Origin of the sequence: Streptomyces hyaluromycini, from assembly GCF_002217755.1 — a bacterium.
GTDB lineage: Bacteria > Actinomycetota > Actinomycetes > Streptomycetales > Streptomycetaceae > Streptomyces > Streptomyces hyaluromycini.
The window spans coordinates 849,748-872,015 of record NZ_BCFL01000017.1 but is presented as its reverse complement, the minus strand read 5'-3'; the positions used below and the strand labels follow the sequence as shown (position 1 = coordinate 872,015).

Here is a 22,268-nt window from a genome sequence, read left to right as displayed (position 1 = left end):
GGCAGGCGGTGAGGCATGGATACGACGTCACCACCGTCATGGAACCGTCCTCGCCGAACGGCACGTGGCCCGGTCGGTGACGGTCGTGCGTCATGACTGCCGTCATGGCTGCCGTCATCTCGGCCGAGGAGCCGCCGAACGGGTTCTCCGCCGATCGGACGCGGCTATCGTCGGGTGGAGACGAACGGGGACGGAGAGGATCTGCCGTGGCTGAAACTCCCACGCTCTTACGGGTCTTGACGCTTCGGCGGCACTGGCAGGTCTACGAGACCTTCTGCCTCCGGTTCGAGGCGACGGCACACTCGATCGCCGATGCGGAGAACGATTCGCGGCTCCGGGGCCTGTCGGTCTCGAAGCGGCAGTTCGAGCGCTGGTACGGCGGCGCGGTGAAAACCCGTCCCTACCCCGACCAGTGCCGGGTGCTGGAAGCCATGTTCGGCGTCGGCGTCGATCTTCTTCTCGCTCCTGCGCCGGCCGCTTCATGGGCCGCGCCCGCATCCGATCCCCCGCTCGTCGTTCCGCCGCCACGGCCGACCCCGGTCCTTCTCTCCACCGAGCAGGCAGCGGTATTGCCTGCCGGCGACCCGTTCAGTACCGAGACCCGCTTCGACGCGGGCACAACGGAATTGGAAAGGCAGGTCGCGATGGCGGCTCGTCGTGCGCTTCGTTTCACCGCTATGGCGGAGGGCAGCACCATCGGCCCGGAGACCCTGGGCCAGATCCACGACGAAGTGCGGCGGCTCACCGTCGCGTACCCGAAGCTGGCGTTGCCGACCCTGCTCGGCGACCTCGTCGAGGTGCAGGACCTCACCTTCCGCCTCCTTGAGCGCGGCCGGGTCAAGCCCCTGCAGGCCCGGGAGCTCTACCTGCTTGCCGGAATCACCTCCGGCATGCTTGCCAAGGCCAGCCACGACCTGGGCAACCCGAGCGCCGCGATGATGCAGGCCCGTACCGCCTTCGTGTGCGCCGACAACGCCGACCACGAGGCCATGCGCGCCTGGGTCCGATCCCTGCAGTCGCTCATCTCCTACTGGGCCGGGCGCCCCGCCGAGGCCGCCGACTACGCCTCCCTCGGCCAGAGCGTGGCCGGCAACGTCCGCGGCACGACCAGCGTCTGGCTGGCCTGTCTGTCCGCTCGCGCCCATGCCCTGATCGGCGACGCCGAGGCCACCCGCACTGCCATCCAGCAGGTTGAGGACGCCCGCGCGACGGTCGAACCCGACGACCTCGATGCCTTCGGCGGCATCATGACCTTCCCGGCGCCCCGACAGCTCTACTACGTCGCCGAAGCCACCGTGCACCTCGGCGAGGACTCGGCGCTCGCCGAGAGCCGCTCCGAGGCCGCCGTCACCGCCTACCAAAACGCCTCTGAGGACGAGTGGGCCTTCGGCGACCAGGCCGGTGCCCAGACCGACCTCGCCCTCGCCCGCATCGCCAGAGGCGAGGTCGAGGGCGCCGTCGAGGCCGTACGGCCCGTGCTCGACCTGCCCATCGAGCAGCGGAACTTCGGCATTACGAGCAGCGCCCAGCGCGTTCACGCCGCGCTGCAGGCTGCCGGGAGGCGAAGCAGCGGGACGGCAACCGATCTGCGCGAGGAGATCGAAGCCTTCACCGCCACCCCGACCTCCGTCCTCGTCAGATGACCCCGCAGGTAGGCTCCGCGCCCATGACCCCAGTCGACCTGACCGGCCCGCACCTGGCACTGCGCGAAGTCGAACCCGAGGACACCGACGCGCTGCTGGCCATCTACGGCGACCCCGAGGCCACCCGGCACCTGAGCTTCGAGCCCCGCACCCCCGAGCAGGTTCAGGCGATCGTCGACCGGTCGATCGCCTCCGCCAAGGACACTCCCAGGACCGAGTACTGCCTTGCCATCACCCGGCTCGGTGACCATCGGTTGATCGGCTACGCGCGTCTGGCGACCGAACCGCAGCAGGCTGCCACCATCGGGTTCGCCCTGCACCCGGCCGAGTGGGGCAAGAATCTGGGGACGGAGACCGTCCACTTGCTGTGCGCGCTCGGCTTCCAGACGCTCGGGCTGCATCGCATCTGGGCGGCCCGCTCACCTCTCAACAAGGCGTCCGCGCGGACCCTTCTGAAGGCGGGCATGACCGAGGACGGCCGGATCCGCGACCACGTCTTCGTCCGCGGAGCGTGGCGCGACTCGATCACTTACTCGATCCTGGAGCATGAGTGGACCCCGATCGGTGATCTGGGCACCGGTCCGGCTCCGGAGGCGGTCTCCCCGCCGGACACAGAGCACGATCAGGGAAGGTGAGCCGAGGCTCACCGAGACGGGCTTACGGCACCATCTGGTGATTTCCGGCATCGCCGAGTTCGCACGAGGCGGCCTGCCCGACCCGCTGGCCACCAACGACGGCAACCACTGGATCGACGGGATCTGCTGGCTGTACTGCGGACAGCAACGGACCAGAGTCCTGTGGATCGGGCCGGCCACCGTCGCCGGAGTCCAGGCGCCCATGTACGCCTGTGGTGCCTGCATCAAGGAACTCCAGGCGCGCATCTGGCACTCCCTCCGGACGCACGACTCGCCCGCCCGCCCCGCCGAGCACGGCTCCGGGGCGAGGGGGCGAGGCCGTCACCGCCGTAGTCCCTGACCAGTAGACCGCTTGAGATCCGCCCCGTTCGGAGGAGGCAAGCCCCTCGGGGTCAGCGCATACGACGCCGGCCCCGAGGGGTGTGTGACCGCGGGCGGGGTTGTGGCTGTTGGGCGGCTGGCATGGGGGCTCTCTGTGGCTGTCAGCGCTGGCGGCGCCGTTGATCGACGGGGGTCGAGGCTGCCGTTGTGGGCTGTGGCTTTCGAGCCTGGTAGGTGCCGGGCGCCGGTGCCATGGTCGAGCGGCGGCGGGCGGCTTCGGCGCGGGGGTTGGGTGCCGGGTTACGGCTGGCGTGCTGGATGCGGGTGATCAGAACGCGGGCGGGTTGGCGGGCGGTGGTGAGTTCGCGTTGGGCGGCGGCCTCCTTGAGGAGCTGGTGGGGTTTGTGGCCGCCGGCTTCGGCGTCGGCCAGGGTGGTGGCGAGGGCTGGCCAGGCCGGGTCGGTGAGGATGCGGTCGGCATGATCCGGGATGGCGGCGCGAACGTCGTGGGCGAGGGTCCGCCGGACCTGCTCGTTCGGCTGACGGGTGGCGAGGCTGTCGAGGACGGGCGTGAGGGCTCGGTCGGCGGCGGTGCGGAGGTGGTGCAGGGTCTGGCGGGCGGCTTCGGTCTGGTGGGCGTGGTTCTTCGCGTCGTGCCAGCGGGCGGCGGCGATCGTCGCCCAGACGAGGGCGGTGAGCAGGGCGGCCAGGGCGCTGCCGTCGGGGCCGGTCGCGGTGTGGGCGATGTCGCGAGCCGCTGTGCGCAAGGTGTGGGCGGCCTGGTTCTCGGCGCGGATCCAGGAGCGCTGGGCGCGGGCGAACGCCGCTGAGGCCGCTCGTAGTTCGGCCTGGAGGTGGGCGGGGGCTTTCTGGGCGGTGGCTTCGATGAGTTCGCCGAGCGCGGTGATGTGGGCCTGGGCGTGGGTGTCATCGGTCATGCCGACCTGGAGGGTTTCGAGGGCGTCGATGGCCTGGTGCCAGGGGGTGGTGAGGCGGTTGCGGCGTGCGGTGGGGTGTTCCTCCGGCACGGTGGTTTCGAGGCGGGCCTTGAGCCTGGGGAGGGTGAGGTCGGGGGCGATCTTTCCGGCGGGGTGGAAGATCTGTTCGCCGTCCTTGTTGAGGTCGCCAGGGCGGCCGACGGCGTAGCCGAGGAGGTCTCCGGACGGTCCGCGGCGGGGTTTGACCACGATGCCGTCGGCTTGGAGGTAGGCGAGGAGTTCCTCGGCGCTGTTCGCGTGGGGGATGGCGGCGCGGATGCGGTCCTGGATCCATGCGCGGCTGGTCTGCTCCCAGCCGAGGCGCTGGGCCTTGTGCATCTCGGCCTGGGTGGGGCGACGCGTGGCGGTGCGGTCGCCCTTCTTCAGCTGGCGAAGGCCGTAGTCCTTCTCGATCTGGCGGCAGGCGTCGCCGACGCGGATGCCGCTGTCGTGGAGCCCCGGGCGGCGGCCGTCGTCGCGGACGGTGGTGGCGAGGATGTGGATGTGGTCGTCTGCGTGGCGTACGGCGATCCAGCGGCAGCCGAGGTCGTCTCCTGGCGGGGCGATGCCAGCGGCTTCGACGATGCGCTGGGCGATGTCGGCCCACTCGGAGTCGGAGAGGTGACGGTCTTCGGGGGCGATGCGGACGGGGCAGTGCCAAACGTGGTCGGTCACCCTCCTTCCGAACTCGCTGTTCCGAAGGTGAACGGGCGCGTCGAGGTGGCGGGCGAGCTGGGTGAGGGTGGCGTCCTGGTCACGGCCGGGGTCGGGCATGCCGAGCATGGCGAAGCCGGCGACGATGTGCGGGTCGGTGTGCTCGTCGTGCCGACCGGGGCCGTAGAGGTAGGCGAGCAGGCCACGGGTGTTGGACCCGGCCGGTTTGATGGCGGCGATCACGCGGCCTGGTCCTTCCTGGAGTCGGCCGGTTCGCGCAGGGCCTCGGCGATCAGCTCCAGCAACTGATGGAGCTCGTCGAGACGCTGGCGGGTCTCCGGCGGGGTGAGGTCGCTGTTGAGGGCGCGGGCGATCTGGTTGACGTTGACGCCGATGCGGTTGAGCTCACGCAGCACCTGGGCTCGGAACATGTGGGTGCGGCGGCGGTCCTCGGACAGCGGCAGGTTCGCGGTGAACCGACCGGACACGAAGGCGAGGACGATGTCGGCGGCGAATCCGGATTCGCCCTTGTAGCCGTGCTCGGCGGCAGCCTCCTGGAGGTTGGCGTGTTCGTCGCCGGTGAAGCGCAGCGGGCCGACGCGGACGGTCCGCTTGGTGCCGGTGAAACGGCGGATCGTCGGCTGAGCGCTTTGCGGGGCGCGCTCACCAGTGGTCGGCATGGCGGCGGGTGCGGGGCGGAGGATCTGCTGCTGAACGGCGTGGAGCTCGTCCGGGTCGGGGCCGCCCTCGGTCCCGTCCTCCTGGTTCTGCGCCCCCTGGCGCTGGGCCGTCTCCGCCACCCCCGGGGCGGAGATCCCCGAAGACCGGCCTTGAGTCGGACTCGGGGTACTACTGGCTCCGCCAGGGGCCGTTCCTCCGCAAGGGGCCGTCCGTCCGAACGCGCGCCGTAAACGCCCCAGCAGCGTAGGCGACTTCGCCAGCGACGGCAGCACGCCGGAATTGTGATCGGTGCAGTGGGAGTCGTGCGTCACGAACGGGTACTCCGGGAGGGGTGTGGAGGGCTGGCGGGGGGCGGGTTGTGGTCGGCGGAATGGGCATTGAGGTTCCGGCCCAGTCGCGGGGCCGGTCAGCCGCCGGCCGGGGCTGTTCCGGGCTCGGGCTCGAATTCGGGCCGGAGGATGTTCATCACTTCGGTCAGCCGTTTGCCGCTGACCGAAAGTCCCTTGTTCCGTATGGCTTGCTGGACGATTGCCCGTGTGAGGTTGTTCTTCTCGGCGACGGCGATGCGGCCGATCTCCACGAGTTCGTCGAGGGTGGCACCGGGCGGTCGGCCGCCGCGCGGCTTGCTCTGCGGAACCAGCTGCTGGGGTTCCGGTCGCTGAACGGAAGTGCCGGCCGCCGGTCGGGATGCCTGATCGGGAACAGGGACCGGGCGGTCGGCGGGCTCAGTGACGAGCTGGTGGATCTGCCGCATCAGGACGCCGAAGGCAAGGAGCGCGGCGGTCGGCGGGACCGCGGCGACCACGTAGTCCAGCCAGGGCACAGCGCGGGCGTCGCTCGTTCCGCTCACGCCCGCCACGTTGAGCGCGATGGATCCGACCGACCCGGTGGCGGTGATAGCGATGGCCCATCGATCGGTGACCTGGCGCAGACCCGCGCGGAGCATGAGCAGCTCGCCCGCGACGATGAAGGCGTCCAGGGTGGCGGGCCAGACCCACCGTCGGGCCGGGAAGTCACCGAGCCCATGCTGCCCGGCGACCTCGGCGAGGTGCGCGTACGAGAGCCAGAAGCCGCCGACAGTAAGGGCCACGATGACGCCTCCGGCTGCGGCAAGCGCGTATCGCTCGGCGGTCTGCTTGGTCATGCCCGCCCTCCCGTCGTCGTGACGGCAAACTCTGGGGCGGTGCCAGCCTGGGGTGCGGTGATGAGCAAGGACGGTTCTCCACGAGCTGTGAGGGCGGGGGCGCTTACGCTGCCCCCTCTCCAAGGAGGGGGCAGCGCGTACACGCCGGGGATGTGAACGCGCCGTTCGATGGCGCGTAGGCGTCTGACCTGCGGCTTCCTGAGATTCGTACGTGGCGGAGGCGGTGCGTACGCGCCTTCGGCCGTCCGGGGCGCGTACGGCACCGCGTACGGGTCCGCCCGGTCAGGACACGGCGGTGATGTGGCGGGCAATGGCGGCCTTCCACCGGGTCGCCTGGCCGCCTCCGGTGCCACCGCCGGCACCGGTCTCCTGGGTGGCGTGTCCGCTCTTGGTGAGGTTCTCCAGGCGGCGCCTCGCCCTGGCGATGTCCGCGGCGATGGGCTTGTCCTCGCCGGTGATCTGGGTGGCGAGCTGGCGGGCGGTGAGCCCGCTTGCGCCCGCCTGCCGCAGGAGGGTCAGCGGGTCGAGGCTCGTGTCGACGCGCGAGGTGCCACGGGGGTGGTCGTGGATGACCGGCAGCGGGCCGATCTCGTCGTCGATGGTCTTGAGGTGGTGGAGGTGGACCACCGGGTCTCCGGCCGCGCCGCTGAGGAACAGGACGCTTCCTGCGCCTGCGGTGAACCAGGCCGAGCCGTAGACCTGGTCGAGGACAGGGCGCTGGGTGCGCGAGGCGTCGGGGCCCTGTTTGCGCTGGTGGTGCAGTTCGAGGAGCTCGACACCGTCGCGCAGGAGCTGCTGGCGGGCGTTGTTGTACGCGAGGCCGGCCTCGTCGTCGGTGAGTTTGCCGACCACGTCCTTGAGGCTGTCGATCACCACGGTGTCCGCTCCGTGCTCGGCGGCCAGCTCGGCGAGCAGCTGCGGCTCGGTGTTGAGCGAGGTGGGCAGCGGTCCCGACCAGAAGACCAGGCGCCGGCGCAGGATGTCCCGGTCGGCCTGGTGCACGACCCTGGTGAAGGCGCGGGCGAGCTGGCTGGGCCGGTCTGCGGCGATGTAGAGGACCTTCTCGCCCTCCCGCACGGGCATGTCCAGGACCTGGGCGAGCAGGCCGAGGCGGGCGAGGACGATCTGCTGGGCGATCGTCGACTTCCCGACACCTGGTGGCCCGACGAGCATCAGGCTCTCACCCGAGGCCCAGGCCGCTTTTCCCGGCGTCCCCCACACGGGCTCGGTGGTGGCGGGGGTGTCGGTGACGAAGGACCAGCCGTCCACGGCGTACCGCTGGAGCCGCCCGCCCGAGCTGCGGCGTGCGCGGTCGGCGGCCTCGCTCAGCGATGCCGTCAGCAGGCTTCGCACCTCGGCCGGGTCGGCTCCCGGCGCGGTGGCGCCCTGGAGTACGCGGACCGCCGTGGCCTGCAGGACGCGCAGGTCGGCGTGGCCGCGGACGATGTCCGCGTAGTACGAGGCGCCCGACCCCACGGCTGCCGAGGCCGCCAGAGCGTGCAGGTACTGGGGACCACCGACGCGCGTGAGGTCGCCCGTGGACTTCAGCTGGTGGGACAGCGCGATCGGGTCGGTCGGCGCTTCCTGCCTGCGCAGCTCCAGCAGAGCGTGCCAGATCGTGGTGTGCGCGGGCCGAAAGAAGTCGCCAGGCTCCAGTACCTGCCGGACCTCGTCGATGACCGCGCTCTGGAACATGCAGGCCCCGAGCACGGCCGTCTCGGCCTCCGCATCGTGAGGCGGGGTGGCCGTGACGCCGATCGCGACCTGCGGGCTGAGGTGGGAGTGAGTGGATGGTGCTTGCCACTGCGGGGTCGTACCCTGGGGCACTGAGCTTCCTTGTCTCGGGCCGATACGGACTGGCAGGTCCCGGCGCCGGGTTGATCGTTTTGGGCGGTCGTCTTGGGAGTCGCTGCGGCCTTGGTGCTCCAACACCGGGGCCGCTTCTCTGTGCTGGCCTCAGGCAGCCTTCTCGTACCGCGATCCGGTCATCAGGTCGGCCAGCCGCGCCGCGCTGTGCGCGCTGATCGTCGTGGTGAATCCGGCGCAGACACGTCGCAGAGCCTGAGCCCGGGCTTCCTCCTGTCGTGCGGCTCGGATCGTCGTGGGGGTGGTCGGTGCAGTGCTCGCCTCGGGCAGCAGGCGCACGGGCAGCTCCTTGTGGGCGGTATGGGGATGGCAGTCCCCGCACCGCACGAATCGTCGGGCGGTCGGTACATCGCGCCGCCTCCAGGTGCTCCAACACCCGGGGACGCGCCTGCCGCCGACGGAGGACTGGCAGGTCGACCGCCGTCAGCAGAGCCCCAAGGATCCGAAGAATCCCCGGTTTCCCCAACCGGCGATCTGGTGCTACAGTGCCGCGCCCCTCGCGCCGCCCGAGTCGCCTCGCTCGGTCCGTCAGAGCTGGTTCTGGTCGATGTCGATGCGGTCCCAATCGAAGACGCCACTCGGTTTGGTCGCCGCGTCGATGACCACACCGGAGAAGAGGAAGCGGAGGACAGCGTTCCGGCGCTCGTCTGTCATCCCTTCGGCTTCCCAGGCATCCCTGGCCCCCGGCCCCGTCAGCCCGTCGAGCAGCTTCACCGGGCGCACGACCATCCGCCGCTGGGCCTTGGCGATCCGGTCGGTGATCTCCTTCCGCATCGCCCGGTACTCCGCCGTGGAGATCTCCTTGGCGGTCCACATCTGATTGAGCTCAGCGAGCTGCTGCTGGTCCGCCTCCACCGCCTCCGTCAGGGCGTTCGTCGGTGTGGCAGAAGCGAGTTGGCCGGAGACCGTGAGTCGGCCGAGCAGGTCGATGGCGGCCTCGGTGACGAACTCCTCCAGCTTCACGGCGGCGATGCGACGGACGCACTTCTTCTCGTCGTTACGGCTCTTGCGCGTGCACAGGTACGAGGGCACGGCGCCGACCTTCGTGCCCGACATGAGGGTGCCGCAGCGCTTGCACATGACCAGGCCGCGCAACAGGTAGAAGCGGCGCAGTTCCAGGTTGGTCTGGTGGATCGCGGACCGGTACTCGCGGCGGGCGCGGGCCTCCGCCCAGGTGCCGGCGTCGATGATGGCGGGCCACTTCCCGGGGCCGACCTCCTCGCCCTGGTGCGTGCGGATGCCGGCGACGTGGCGGGAGTCGAGCAGGGCCCGGACGGTGCCCTGGGTCCACTCCTTGCCGTACACGGTCTTGATGCCGCGCTTGTGGAGGACGAGGGCGATGGCGACCGGGCTCTCGCCCTTGAGGTAGCGGTCGAAGACCTCGCGGACGATCTCGGCCTCGTCCTCCCTGACGGTCATGCCGTCGGGCTCGTACCCGTACCGCCGCTTGCCCGAGTGCGGCATGCCGGTCTCGGCCCGCTCCGCCAGCGCGGACTTCAGCCGCCGGGAGGTGTCGTCGGAGGAGCGGCAGGCGTGGGCGACCTCGATCCGGAGGATGAAACGGTCGTCAGGATCGGAGAGGTTCCGGCGGTTCGCCTCGCCGTGCAGCACGATCTCGTGCTCGTCGGAGACCTGCAGCAGTTCCTCCAGGTCACGCGGCTGCCGCATGAGCCGGTCGGGGTGGTACGCGATGATGTGCCGGAACTCGCGGCGCCGGGCGCGTTCGAGGAGCTGGTCCCAGCCGGGGCGCTTGCGGTTGCGCCGCCAGGCGGAGCGGCTGTTGTCGACGAAGACGTGGGCGGGGTCGATGGCCAGGCCGCGCCGTTCGGCGATCTCCCGGCAGATGCGTTCCTGCCGGTCGACGCCGGTCTGGTCGTCATCGTCGGCCTGGGATATTCGGCAGTACAGGGCGGCCGGTTCACCTGGGGTGATGGTCGGCTCTCGGTGGTTGGGGCGGGGCATGGCACCGATGGTATGAGCAAGGGTTGGGCTCGCCGAACTTCCGGCATCCGGTGACGCTCGCCAAGGAGCTGATCTCCCTGGACGACGTCTCCGACGGCCGGGTGACGCTCGGCATCGGCGCGGGCGGCACCGGCTTCGACGCCACCGCGCTGGGCCAGGAGCCGTGGACCCCGCGGGAGCGGGCCGACCGGTTCGCGGAGTTCGTGGCGCTGCTCGACCGGCTGCTCACCGAGGACGCCGTGACGTACGAGGGCGAGTTCTACTCGGCCGACGAGGCGCGCAACATTCCGGGCTGTGTGCAGCGGCCGAGGCTGCCCTTCGCGGTGGCCGCCACCGGCCCGCGCGGGCTGAAGCTGGCCGCGCGGTACGGTCAGGCGTGGGTGACCACCGGCGACCCGAAGCTCTACGAGACGGGTACGCCCGAGCAGTCGTTCGAGGCGCTGCGCGGGCAGCTGGGCAAGCTCGCCGAGACCTGCGCGGCGACCGGCCGGGACGTGTCGGAGCTGGACAAGGTCCTGCTCACCGGGTTCACCCCGGACCGCGGCGGGCCGCTGGAGTCCCTGGACGCCTTCGTCGACTTCGCCGGCCGCTACCAGGAGCTGGGCTTCACCGAGCTGGTGATCCACTGGCCCATCCCCGACTCGCAGTTCGCGGCCGAGGAGAAGGTCTTCGAACTGATCGCCATGGAGGCCCTGACCCAGCTGAGCTGAGCAGGAAGTCGCCTGTGTCTCATCTGTGCGCCCGCCCGCACGGCCGTGCGGGCATATGCGCGAGAATAGGCCGGTGACCTCAGCGACCCGACAGCCCGAGACCCCTGCCTTCGCGACCCCGCCCCGGCTGATCGCCACCGATCTCGACGGCACTCTGCTGCGCGACGACAAGTCGGTCTCCCCGAGGACGGTCGCCGCGCTGGCCGCCGCCGAGGAGGCGGGGATCGAGGTCTTCTTCGTCACCGGCCGCCCGGCCCGCTGGATGGATGTCGTCAGCGACCACGTCCACGGCCACGGCCTGGCGATCTGCGGCAACGGCGCTGCCGTGGTCGACCTGCACGACGGCCCCGGCGCCCACCGCTTCGTGAAGGTGCGCGACCTGGCCCGGGAGAACGCGCTGGACGCCGTGGGCATGCTGCGCGAGGCCGCGCCCGGCACGGTGTACGCGATCGAGCAGACGTACGGCTTCCACCAGGAGCCGGCCTATCCCAAGCTGCACATGGAGATACCGGACCATCTGCTGTCCGCCGAGGAGATCCTCGCGGTCGACGGTCCCGGCGCCGGCGAGCCCGTGCTCAAGATCCTCGCCTACCACCCCGACCTCGACCCGGACGCCTTCCTCACCCTTGCCCGCCTCGCCATCGGCGAGCGCGCCACCGTCACCCGGTCCAGCCCCAGCGCCCTGCTGGAGATCAGCGGTCCTGGCGTCTCCAAGGCCAGCACGCTCGCCCTGGAGTGCGCCGAGCGCGGCATCTCGCACGCGGAGGTCGTGGCCTTCGGTGACATGCCCAACGACGTCGAGATGCTGACCTGGGCCGGCCAGTCGTACGCCATGGGCAACGCCCACCCCGCCGCCGTCGCCGCCGCCTCCGGCCGCACGGTCGCCAACAACGAGGACGGGGTGGCGGTCGTGATCGAGCAGCTGCTGGCCGCACGCGCCTGAGACCGCCCGCCGCGCCGGACTACCGCGCTCCCACCAGCGACTCCGCCGCCGCCTCCCGCTCCGCCATCCCGCGCAGCGGTCCGGCCACGGCGGCAAGTTCCGCATAGGTCCCGCGCTGCGCAACCCGGCCCCCGTCGAGGACGATCACCTCGTCCACGGCCTCCAGGCCCGCCAGCCGATGCGTGATGAGCAGCGTCGTACGGCCCTCGGTGGCGGCCAGCAGATCCGCGGTGAGCGCGTCGGCCGTGGGCAGGTCGAGATGCTCCGCGGGCTCGTCGAGCACGAGCACCGGGAAGTCGGCGAGCAGCGCCCGGGCGAGCGCCAGCCGCTGCCGCTGCCCGCCGGACAGCCGTGCCCCGTGCTCGCCGACCAGGGTGTCGAGCCCGTCGGGCAGCCCGTCCACCCAGTCGAGCAGCCGGGCCCGGCCCAGCGCGTCCCGCAGGTCCTCCTCGGTGGCGTCCTTCCGGGCGAGCAGCAGGTTCTCGCGCACGGAACTGTCGAAGAGATGCGCGTCCTGGGCGCACAGCCCGACCAGCCGCCGTACGTCGTCGCTGTCCATGCCGTACGCGTCCACGCCGGCGAGCGTGTAGGAGCCCGCGTCCGGGTCGAGGAACCGCAGCAGGACCTGGGCGAGGGTCGACTTGCCGGCGCCGGAGGCACCGACCACGGCGACCCTGCGCCCCTCGTGCAGGGTGAGGTCGAGCCCGGCGAGCGCGTCCCGCACCTGCCCCGGGTGCCGGGCCGTCAGACCCTTCAGTACGACGGGGAAGGGCGCGGCGGGTGCCTGGCGCGGCCGCTCCGGCTCACGCACGGGCTCGGGCGCGTCCAGCACCTCGTAGATGCGCTCGGCGCTCCTGCGCACCCGCTGCCGGTGCCGCACGGCCAGCGGCAGCCCCAGTACGGCCTCGAAGGCGGCCAGTGGAGTGAGCACGACGACCGCCATCGCCACGCCGCTCAGCCGGCCGTCGGCAACCCCCTGGGCGCCCAACAGCGCGGCGGCCGCGACGGTCAGGCCGGTCAGCAGTGCGGTCAGCCCGTCGCCGAGTGCGGTGGCCGTGGCTCCCCGTGAGGCGATCCGGGTGAGCGTGCCGTCGGCCCGCCGGGCCTCGTCGGTACGGGCGGGCAGCGCACCGGCGACGGTCAGTTCGGCGGTGCCGGTGAGCAGGTCGGTCACCCGCGTCGCCAGCAAGCCGCGGGCGGGCGCAAGCCGGTGCTCGGCACGCCGGGCCACGGCCGAGGTCACCAGCGGGACACCGACCCCGGCGGCCAGCAGCCCCACCGCCAGCGCGGCCCCGGCCTCGGGCAGAAGCCAGGCCGTGAACCCCACGGCCCCGGCGGACACGGCCACCGCGACCCCGGCGGGCAGCAGCCACCGCAGCCAGTAGTCCTGCAAAGTGTCCACATCGGCGACCAGCCGGCTGAGCAGATCGCCCCGCCTGGTCGTCCGCAGCCCGGCAGGCGCGAGCCGCTCCAGTCGCCGGTACACGGCGACCCGCGTATCGGCCAGCATCCGCAGCACGGCGTCGTGCGACACCAGCCGCTCGCCGTACCGGAACACGGCCCGCCCGATCCCGAAGGCCCGCGTGGCCGTCACGGCGACCATCAGATACAGCACCGGCGGCTGCTGCGAGGCCCGCGAGATCAACCACCCGGAAGTCGCCATCAGCCCGACAGCACTACCGAGCGCAAGAGCCCCGAGCAGCAGCGCGAACACCAGTTGCCCCCGCCGCCCCCCAGAAGCACCACGAACCCGCCCAAGAACACTCCGCCGCCCCCCACCGACCCGCTCCGCGTCGTCCCCTCCCAATTGACCGACCCGCCCTACGGCCTCGCTTCCCAGCCCACCGAGCCCCTCCGCAGCCTCGCCTTCCAACTGACCGAGTCGCCCCACGGCCTCGCCTTCCAACTGACCGACCCGCTCCGCAACCGCGCCTTCCAACTGACCGAGTCGCCCCACGGCCTCGCTTTCCAACTGACCGAGTCGGGTGGTGGGTGGGCGAAGGTTCTGGGGGTCCAGGGGGCGGAGCCCCCTGGGGACCTCGCCGCCGGAGAGCCGCACCACCCGTTCCGCCGCCGAGAGCAACGCCGGCCGATGCACCACCAGCAACACGGTCCGCCCCTCGGAGAGCCTCCGTACCGCCGCCACGACCTCCCCCTCGGTCACCCCGTCCAGCGCAGCCGTCGGCTCATCCAGCAACAGCACAGGCCGGTCGGCCAGAAACGCCCGCGCCAACGCCAGCCGCTGCCGCTGCCCGGCAGAAAGACCGGCCCCGTCCTCGCCGAGAACCGTCTCCACCCCCTCCGGCAGCGCATCCACGAACTCCAGCGCCCCGGCGTCCCGCAACGCCCTCCGGACGGCGTCATCGTCCGCGTCGGGACGCACGAGCCGTACGTTCTCGGCGATCGTCCCTGCGTACAGATGCGGCCGCTGCGGCACCCACGCGATCCGCGACCGCCACTCCTCCAGGTCGAGGTCGGCGAGGTCGGCTCCCCCGACCCGCACCCGCCCCGCCACCGGCCGTACGAACCCCAGCAGCACGTTCAGCAGCGTCGACTTCCCCACCCCGCTGGGGCCGACCAGTGCGACGGTCTCCCCGGGTTCGACGGTGAACGACACATCGGTCACCGCGTCCGCCGACCGGCCCGGGTAACGGACCGTCACCCCCTCGAAGGCCAGGCCGGCCCCCACGGGAACCTCACCCGCCCCGGACGCCGGCACCGGCGTCTCCAGCACCGCGAAGATCTCCTCCGCCGCCGCCAGCCCCTCCGCCGCCGCGTGGAACTGGGCGCCCACCTGCCGCAACGGCAGATACGCCTCGGGCGCCAGCACCAGGATGACCAGCCCGATGTACAGATCCATGTCGCCGTGCACGAGCCGCATGCCGATAGTCACGGCGACCAGCGCCACCGACAGCGTGGCCAGCAGTTCCAGCGCGAAGGAGGAGAGGAAGGCGATCCGCAGCGTCCGCATGGTCGCCTGCCGGTACTCGCCGGTGATCCGGCGAATGGACTCGGCCTGCGCCTTGGCCCGCCCGAACACCTTCAGTGTGGGCAGCCCTTCGACCACGTCCAGGAAGTGGCCGGACAGCCGGGACAGCAGCCGCCACTGACGGTCCGTCCGGGACTGGGTGGCCCAGCCGATCAGAACCATGAAGAGCGGGATCAGCGGCAGCGTCCCGACGATGATCGCCGCTGACACCCAGTCCTCGGTGACGATCCGCGCCAGCACCGCGACCGGCACGACCACCGCCAGCCCCAACTGCGGCAGATAGCGCGAGAAGTAGTCGTCGAGGGCGTCGACCCCGCGCGTGGCGAGGGTGACCAGGGAACCGGTCCGCTGGCCGCTCAGCCAGCCGGGACCGAGCTCCACCGCCCGGTCCAGAAGCCGCCCTCGCAGTTCGGACTTGACCGCCGCGCTCGCCCGGTGTGCGGCCAGCTCGGTGAGCCAGGAGACCAGCGCCCGGCCGACCGCCACGGCCGCCAACAGCAGCAGCGGGGTGCGGAGTTCGGAGACCGAGTGGCCATGCTGGAAGGCACCGACCACCACCTCGGCCAGGAGCATGGCCTGGGCGATGACCAGCCCGGCACCGACGGCACCGAGGCCGACGACGGCCACCAGGAAGAGGCGGGTGGCACGGGCGTAACGCAGCAGACGGGGATCAATTGGTTTCACGTGAAACATGCCCTTCGGCCCGGAGAGGGCGTTTCACGTGAAACGTCACGAGCCGCCGCGACCATCACCATGAGACACCCTCCCCTCGGACTCAGTGCGCGGCTTCGGTCGCGATGTGCTGCGTACCGATCCGCTTGCGGAACACCCAGTAGGTCCACCCCTGGTAGAGCAGGACGAGCGGCGTGGCGATCGCCGCGAGCCACGTCATGATCTTCAGGGTGTACGGACTCGACGAGGCGTTGGTGACCGTGAGGCTCCAGTCCCCGTTGAGCGACGACGGCATGACATTCGGGAAGAGCGACAGGAAGAGCACCGCCACGGCGGCCACGATGGTCACGCCGGACAGGGCGAACGCCCATCCCTCGCGGCCCCGCAGATTGGCCCCGAGAGCGGCCACCAGCGCGGCCACCGCCACGACCAGCGCCACCAGGCTCTTGCCGTCCCCGCTGTCGACCTGGGTCCACAGCAGGAAGACCAGCGCCAGTACGGCGGTGAGGACACCGACCTTGGTCGCCAGCTTCCGCGCCCGCACCCGGATGTCACCGACGGTCTTGAGCGCGGTGAACACCGTGCCGTGGAAGGTGAACAGGGTCAGCGTCACCAGTCCGCCCAGCAGGGCGTACGGGTTGAACAGGTCCCAGAGGGTGCCGACGTACTCGAAGTTCCGGTCGATCTTCACGCCGTGCACGATGTTCCCGAAGGCCACGCCCCACAGGAACGCCGGGATCAGCGAGGTCCAGAAGATCGCGGTCTCCCAGTTGCGCTGCCAGTTCTCCTCGGGCCGCTTGGCCCGGTACTCGAAGGCGACGCCCCGGACGATCAGGCAGACCAGGATGACCAGCAGGGGCAGGTAGAAGCCGGAGAAGAGCGTGGCGTACCACTCGGGGAAGGCGGCGAAGGTCGCGCCGCCCGCGGTGAGCAGCCACACCTCGTTGCCGTCCCAGACCGGGCCGATCGTGTTGATCAGCACCCGCTTCTCCAGGCGGTCCCGGGCGAGCAGCTTGGTGAGGATGCCGACCCCGAAGTCGAACCCCTCCAGGAAGAAGTAGCCGGTCCACAGGACGGCGATCAGGACGAACCAGACGTCGTGAAGTTCCATGACTGCGTCTCCCTCGGCCTAGTACGAGAAGGCCATCGGCTTGTCGGCGTCACGGTTCTCGCCGCCGATCTTCGTGGGCGGGTTGAGGTCGTCCTCGGTGAGCTCGGGCGGGCCCGCCTTCACGTACTTCACGAGCAGCTTGACCTCGACGACGGCGAGGACGGCGTAGAGCGCGGTGAAGGTGATCATCGAGATGAGGATCTCGGTCTGGGAGACACCGGGGGAGACCGCGTCACGGGTCTGCAGGACGCCGTAGACGACCCAGGGCTGACGGCCCATCTCGGTGAATATCCAGCCCCAGGAGTTGGCGATCAGCGGGAAGCCGAGCGTCCAGATCGCAACCAGCCAGTACAGCCGGCCGAGCTTGGGGCTGAGCGCCTTGTTCTTGAAGAGGACCAGATGCGGCACCTCGTCCTCGCCGACCCTCAGGTGCTGCGGCAGCATGAACTTCTTACGGGTCAGCCAGAGCCCGGCCAGGCCGATGGCGAAGGACGCCATGCCGAAGCCGATCATCCAGCGGAACGCCCAGAAGGTGACCGGGATGATGGGCCGGTAGTCGCCGGCGCCGTACTTCTGCTGCTCGGCCTTGTTGGTGTCGTTGATGCCAGGGACGTACGAGTTGAAGTCGTCGTCGGCCAGGAACGACAGCAGGCCGGGGACGGACAGTTCGACGGTGTTGTGGCCCTTGCTGACGTCGCCGTAGGCGAAGATCGAGAAGGGCGCCGGCTTCTGGCCGTCCCACAGGGCCTCGGCGGCGGCCATCTTCATCGGCTGCTGCTTGAACATGACCTTGCCGAGGGTGTCACCGCTGATCGCGGTGAGCATGCCGGCGATGACTACGGTGACCAGACCGAGCCGCAGCGAGGTCTTCATCACGGAGATGTGCTTCTTGCGGAACAGGTGGAAGGCTGCGATGCCGACCATGAACGCGCCGCCGGTCAGGAAGGACGCGGACAGCGTGTGGAAGGCCTGGGCCAGCGCGGTGTTCTGGGTCAGGACCGCCCAGAAGTCGGTGAGCTCGGCCCGCCCCTTCGCCTTGTCGATCTTGTAGCCGACAGGGTGCTGCATCCACGAGTTGGCCGCGAGGATGAAGTAAGCGGACAGGATCGTGCCGATGGAGACCATCCAGATGCAGGCCAGGTGGATCTTCTTCGGCAGCTTGTCCCAGCCGAAGATCCACAGCCCGATGAAGGTGGACTCGAAGAAGAACGCGATCAGTGCCTCGAAGGCGAGCGGGGCGCCGAAGATGTCGCCGACGAACCGCGAGTAGTCGGACCAGTTCATACCGAACTGGAACTCCTGCACGATGCCGGTGACCACGCCCATCGCGATGTTGATCAGGAAGAGCTTGCCCCAGAACTTGGTCGCCCTGAGGTACTTCTCCTTCTCCGTGCGCACCCAGGCGGTCTGCAGGCCGGCCGTGAGAGCGGCCAGCGAGATCGTCAGCGGGACGAACAGGAAGTGGTAGACGGTGGTGATGCCGAACTGCCAGCGCGCCAGTGTCTCCGGCGCCAGAGCCAGGTACACGTCGTCAGTCTCCTTACGTCGCCGTGATATAGCGGCACTCTGCCCCTTTTGTCGCGTACATCACGGGACTAATGGGACACGCTTGTGAATGCATTCACATTCACAAGCCATTATGACGCACTGATTTTCAGCTTTCCAAGGGGGGTCCCGCTTGGGCCGTTCGGCCCACAGCCGCAGCCGTTTCACGTGAAACCCGCACTCAGCGGATCACGGACGCACACCGGGTACGCAACGGGCTCGCGAGGCGGGGAGTGCTGCCTCGCGAGCCCGTTACCGACCCGCACAACTCTCTGCGGCTAGATCTCCTTGCGGAACGCCTCCGCCGCCTTCAGGAAGATGTCGTTCGCCTCGGTCTCGCCGACCGTCACCCGCACGCCCTCGCCCGGGAACGGCCGGACGACCACGCCGTGCTCCTCACAGAGCTGCGCGAAGGCGGTCGTACGCTCCCCCAGCCGCAGCCATACGAAGTTGGCCTGGGTCTCGGGCACCGTCCAGCCCTGGCCGCGCAGCGCTTCGACCACGCGCTGCCGCTCGCACACCAGCGAGCCGACCCGGCCGAGCAGCTCGTCCTCGGCCTGCAGCGAGGCGATCGCCGCCTCCTGGGCGAGCTGGCTCACGCCGAAGGGGACCGCCGTCTTGCGCAGTGCCGCCGCCACCGGCTCATGAGCGATCGCGAATCCGACGCGCAGGCCGGCAAGGCCGTACGCCTTGGAGAAGGTCCGCAGCACGCAGACGTTCGGCCGCTCACGGTAGATCTCGACGCCGTCGGGCACCTCGGGATCGCGGATGAACTCCCGATAGGCCTCGTCGAGGACCACCAGCACGTCACTCGGCACCCGGTCCAGGAACCGCTCCAGCTCGGCCCGCTTCACCACCGTGCCGGTCGGGTTGTTGGGGTTGCAGACGAAGATCAGGCGGGTTCGGTCGGTGACGGCGTCCGCCATCGCGTCCAGGTCGTGCACATCACCGGGCGTGAGCGGCACCTGGACCGACCGGGCGCCGCTGATCTGCGTGATGATCGGGTACGCCTCGAAGGACCGCCATGCGTAGATCACCTCGTCGCCGGGGCCGCTCGTGGCCTGGATCAGCTGCTGGGCGACACCGACCGACCCGGTGCCGGTGGCCAGGTGGCCGAGCGGAACGCCGAAGCGGTCCGACAGCTCGTTCATCAGCCCGGTGCACGCCATGTCCGGGTAGCGGTTGAAGGAGGAGGCGGCCGCGGTGACGGACTCCATCACACCGGGCAGCGGGGGATACGGGTTCTCGTTGGAGGAGAGCTTGTACGCGACCGGGCCTTCGGCCGCCGCCGGCTTGCCCGGCTTGTAGGTGGGGATACCCTCCAGCTCGGCGCGCAGCTTGGGGCTCGTCTCGCTCACCGCAGTCCTCCTCGCGACCACCGGCGGACCGTCCGAGCCGCCGACATCCAATACTGCTCACCTTATGAGGATTCGGCGCCGCTGCGTACAGCGAAGAAGCGCGCGCAGAGCCGGAGCAACGCAACAGCCGAGTGGGAGACGAACCGGAGCGGCGAACCTCATCCGTCCCACTGGCATCACGGGCATCACCGCACGAAGGCGCATTTATCGGGGGCGCGCCCTACATATATCTACGCGCCGGTGGCTCACGCCGTGGCGCGCATCACCCGTGCAGGTGAGTTGAGACCTCTTCGAAACATCGGGTACTTGGCAGGCCCATGCGTGCCGACAAGTCACGTCTCACCTTTGGATCGTTCAACTGACTTTCTTTCTAAGGTAGTTGACCCCCATTGACCTTGCAGAAACGTGCCTGTCAACGCGTGCATATGCGTCCGCACTACCCCACCGCATGAGCCCTACTATCGGCTCGCCATGACAGCAGCAGGGAAGCACCAGGTGAGCCGCGCGGAAACCTCTCGGCGAGGCAGCCGGCCGGGCCGGGCGGGCATCAGAGACGTGGCCGCCGCCGCCGGAGTCTCCATCACGACCGTCTCCGACGCCCTGAACGGCAAGGGCCGACTCCCGGATGCCACCCGCCGCCATGTCAGAGAGGTCGCCGACCGGCTGGGGTACCGCCCCTCGGCCGCCGCCCGCACCCTCCGTACCGGCAAGTCGGGACTCATCGGCCTGACCGTGACGACGTACGGGGATGAACCTTTCACCTTCACCGAGTTCGCCTACTTCGCCGAAATGGCGCGGGCCGCCACCTCGGCCGCGCTCGCCCGCGGCTACGCCCTGGTGATCCTGCCCGCGACCTCACGCCACGACGTGTGGTCGAACGTCGCCCTGGACGGCACGGTCGTCATCGACCCCTCCGACCAGGACCCGGTGGTCAGCGAACTGGTCCGGCAGGGCCTGCCGGTGGTCTCCGACGGCCGCCCGGCCGGCTCGCTCCCGGTCACCGCCTGGGTGGACAACGACCACGAGGCCGCCGTCCTCGGCATCCTCGACCACCTCGCCGACGCGGGCGCCCGCCGGATCGGCCTGCTCACGGGCACCACGACGGACACGTACACGCACCTGTCGACCACCGCCTACCTGCGCTGGTGCGAACGCGTCGGCCAGGACCCGGTCTACGAGGCCTACCCGGCACACGACCCGTGCGCGGGCGCGGTCGCCGCCGACCGGCTGCTCGCCCGCCCGGACCGCCCCGACGCCGTCTACGGCCTGTTCGACCCCAACGGCACCGACCTGCTCGCCGCCGCCCGCCGCTACGGGCTGCGCGTCCCCGACGACCTGCTCCTGGTGTGCTGCAGCGAGTCGACCGTGTACGCCAACACCGAGCCGCCCATCACCACGCTCTCCCTGAAGCCGCGCCGCATCGGCACGGCGGTGGTGCAGCTGCTCATCGACGCGATCGAGGGAGTCGAGTCGGACCAGCCGGTCGAGCAGGTGATACCGACCGAACTGATCGTGCGTACCTCCTCCCAGCGACGCACACAGCGCACCACGGTCAGCCCGCCGCGGGCACCGGAGGAGGAGTAGCACGGACGCGCGGAGAGCGGGGCGGCGCGGCTGCCGGGCGTCGTCGGACGACGGCCGGCAGCTGAACGGCTGGGGGTCGAACCCCTGCCCAACCGGGGCGAAAGCCGCGCTGAACTGGACTCCTGCCCGGATTCACCACCCCTGGGTCATCACACGGCGCGACGGGCATTCCTATGATGGGCCCACGACACCGCGGGCCGCTGCGACCAGGCAGTCCGAAGCGGTGCAGATGCGGCGCGATGGTGGAGGGGTCTGATGACTCAGGGGGCCGGTCAGGGACCCGAAGCGGAGCGGACGGCGACGTTGCGCGACTTCCGGGTGCCCGGGTACGTCAACGAGACCGGTCCGTACGCCCCCAGCACCCACCCCGGCGACGTCGTACCACCACTCGACGACATGTACCCCGAGGGGTATCCGGACGGGTACACCCCCACCCAGCGCGACCTGCCCGTCATCAACCGCGGCGACACGATCCAGACGCCCGTCGAACCGGCCGCCGGCCCTGCCGCGCAGCCCGCGAACGGCCCCGGCCCGCTGTACGTCGTCGGTGACGTGCACGGCTACTTCGACGAGCTGTTCACCGCGCTGCAGGAGCAGGGCCTGATCGACGCGGACGGGCACTGGTGTGCGGGCACGGCCCGGCTGTGGTTCCTCGGCGACTTCACCGACCGGGGTCCGGACGGTATCGGCGTCATCGACCTGGTGATGCGGCTGTCCGCCGAGGCGGCCGCGGCCGGCGGCTACTGCAAGGCCCTCATGGGCAACCACGAACTGCTGCTGCTCGGCGCCAAGAGGTTCGGCGACACGCCCGTCAACTCCGGTGCTGGCACGGCCACCTTCCAGGCGGCCTGGCTGCTCAACGGCGGCCAGAAGACCGACATGGACCGGCTCCAGGACCACCACCTCCAGTGGATGGCCCGCCTGGACGCCGTCGAGGAGGTCGACGGCTATCTGCTGGTCCACTCCGACACCACCGCCTACCTCGACTACGGCGACTCGATCGAGGCGGTCAACGACACGGTCCGCGAGACCATCACGCGTAACGACGCGGACGAGGTGTGGGATCTGTTCCGCAAGTTCACCAAGCGCTTCTCCTTCCGCGACGAGGGGGGTGCAGACGCCGTCCGTTCCCTTCTCGATACGTACGGCGGTACCCGCATCGTTCACGGACACAGCCCGATTCCCTATCTGCTGGGGGAAGTCGGCTCCGAGGAGGGCGAAGAGGCTGCCGGCCCCGTTGTGGAGGGTCCGCACGTGTACGCCGACGGGCTCGCCATCGCCATGGACGGCGGCGTGACCATGGCCGGAAAGCTGCTGGTGAGGCAACTTCCGCTGGACAACTGAGCGTTCGCCGGGCTGTTCCGTCCCTCCGATGTCACACGCGGGCCACACCCAATTTCCGGCAACCCCCTGTCACCGCGTGCCGTAACGGCTCTACCATCGGTTTATCCGTAGCAGGCTCCCCTCCGTTTC

The 22,268-nt window shown here is 70.3% G+C and carries 16 protein-coding genes and 1 pseudogene; 7 read left to right on the top strand and 10 right to left on the bottom strand.

Annotated elements, in window-relative coordinates; translation table 11 throughout:
• Positions 1–92 precede the first annotated feature (92 nt).
• Genes SSP29_RS59325 through SSP29_RS11860 form a run of 3 tightly spaced genes read left to right on the top strand, consistent with a single transcriptional unit; the run spans position 93 to position 2,618 of the window.
• The gene (locus tag SSP29_RS59325) at positions 93–1,643 is read left to right on the top strand and encodes an NsdA family TPR-like regulatory protein (RefSeq protein ID WP_150133986.1); all 1,551 of its coding nucleotides are present in this window, start codon (positions 93–95) and stop codon (positions 1,641–1,643) included.
• Between the two features lie 23 nt (positions 1,644–1,666).
• Entirely contained in the window at positions 1,667–2,278 is a 612-nt protein-coding gene (locus SSP29_RS11865) for a GNAT family N-acetyltransferase (protein WP_089100515.1), read from the top strand.
• 37 nt (positions 2,279–2,315) lie between these two features.
• Positions 2,316–2,618 carry a hypothetical protein gene (locus SSP29_RS11860; RefSeq protein WP_150133984.1) on the top strand — a complete coding sequence of 101 codons (303 nt, stop codon included), beginning with the start codon at positions 2,316–2,318 and terminating at the stop codon, positions 2,616–2,618.
• 142 nt (positions 2,619–2,760) lie between these two features.
• Here SSP29_RS11860 and SSP29_RS11855 read toward each other — a convergent pair whose 3' ends face one another.
• The 6 genes from SSP29_RS11855 to SSP29_RS11830 form a co-directional block, all read right to left on the bottom strand.
• Entirely contained in the window at positions 2,761–4,473 is a 1,713-nt protein-coding gene (locus tag SSP29_RS11855; RefSeq protein ID WP_089100514.1) for a relaxase/mobilization nuclease domain-containing protein, read from the bottom strand.
• Positions 4,470–5,030, bottom strand: coding sequence for a MobC family plasmid mobilization relaxosome protein (locus SSP29_RS11850; RefSeq protein ID WP_089100513.1), 561 nt, complete (start codon positions 5,028–5,030; stop codon positions 4,470–4,472). Before SSP29_RS11850 ends, SSP29_RS11855 begins: the two co-directional genes overlap by 4 nt.
• Before the next feature lie 287 nt (positions 5,031–5,317).
• The gene (locus SSP29_RS11845) at positions 5,318–6,055 is read right to left on the bottom strand and encodes a DUF2637 domain-containing protein (protein WP_089100512.1); all 738 of its coding nucleotides are present in this window, start codon (positions 6,053–6,055) and stop codon (positions 5,318–5,320) included.
• 282 nt (positions 6,056–6,337) lie between these two features.
• Positions 6,338–7,882, bottom strand: coding sequence for a DnaB-like helicase N-terminal domain-containing protein (locus tag SSP29_RS11840; RefSeq protein ID WP_150133983.1), 1,545 nt, complete (start codon positions 7,880–7,882; stop codon positions 6,338–6,340).
• Positions 7,883–8,011: 129 nt separating this feature from the next.
• A complete protein-coding gene (locus SSP29_RS11835) occupies positions 8,012–8,200 on the bottom strand; it encodes a hypothetical protein (protein ID WP_089100511.1) in 189 nt (62 codons plus the stop codon).
• Positions 8,201–8,449: 249 nt separating this feature from the next.
• Complete coding sequence (locus SSP29_RS11830; RefSeq protein ID WP_089100510.1) at positions 8,450–9,883, bottom strand: recombinase family protein; 1,434 nt, start codon at positions 9,881–9,883, stop codon at positions 8,450–8,452.
• Positions 9,884–9,912: 29 nt separating this feature from the next.
• On the opposite strand from SSP29_RS11830, the pseudogene SSP29_RS11825 reads away from it, so the two are divergent.
• Both SSP29_RS11825 and SSP29_RS11820 read left to right on the top strand, forming a co-directional pair.
• Positions 9,913–10,593: pseudogene (locus SSP29_RS11825) on the top strand (LLM class flavin-dependent oxidoreductase); the annotation flags it as partial.
• A 55-nt stretch (positions 10,594–10,648) separates the two neighbouring features.
• Positions 10,649–11,536, top strand: coding sequence for an HAD hydrolase family protein (locus tag SSP29_RS11820; RefSeq protein ID WP_150133981.1), 888 nt, complete (start codon positions 10,649–10,651; stop codon positions 11,534–11,536).
• Between the two features lie 19 nt (positions 11,537–11,555).
• Here the strand turns inward: SSP29_RS11820 and cydD are convergent, their stop codons facing one another.
• The 4 genes from cydD to hisC form a co-directional block, all read right to left on the bottom strand.
• Positions 11,556–15,218, bottom strand: coding sequence for a thiol reductant ABC exporter subunit CydD (gene cydD / locus SSP29_RS11815; protein WP_089100508.1), 3,663 nt, complete (start codon positions 15,216–15,218; stop codon positions 11,556–11,558).
• A gap of 82 nt (positions 15,219–15,300) precedes the next feature.
• Positions 15,301–16,308, bottom strand: coding sequence for a cytochrome d ubiquinol oxidase subunit II (gene cydB, locus SSP29_RS11810; RefSeq protein WP_089100507.1), 1,008 nt, complete (start codon positions 16,306–16,308; stop codon positions 15,301–15,303).
• An 18-nt stretch (positions 16,309–16,326) separates the two neighbouring features.
• Positions 16,327–17,835 (bottom strand): cytochrome ubiquinol oxidase subunit I, encoded by a 1,509-nt coding sequence (locus SSP29_RS11805; RefSeq protein ID WP_089100506.1) that lies wholly within the window; start codon positions 17,833–17,835, stop codon positions 16,327–16,329.
• Between the two features lie 296 nt (positions 17,836–18,131).
• Positions 18,132–19,211: a histidinol-phosphate transaminase gene (gene hisC, locus SSP29_RS11800; RefSeq protein WP_089100505.1), complete on the bottom strand. Its 1,080-nt coding sequence runs from the start codon at positions 19,209–19,211 to the stop codon at positions 18,132–18,134.
• 471 nt (positions 19,212–19,682) lie between these two features.
• Here hisC and SSP29_RS11795 point away from each other — a divergent pair, with 471 nt between their 5' ends.
• On the top strand, positions 19,683–20,795 hold the full coding sequence (locus SSP29_RS11795) for a LacI family DNA-binding transcriptional regulator (RefSeq protein WP_089100504.1): 1,113 nt from the start codon (positions 19,683–19,685) through the stop codon (positions 20,793–20,795).
• A 255-nt stretch (positions 20,796–21,050) separates the two neighbouring features.
• Positions 21,051–22,139, top strand: coding sequence for a metallophosphoesterase (locus tag SSP29_RS11790; protein WP_089100503.1), 1,089 nt, complete (start codon positions 21,051–21,053; stop codon positions 22,137–22,139).
• Positions 22,140–22,268 lie beyond the last annotated feature (129 nt).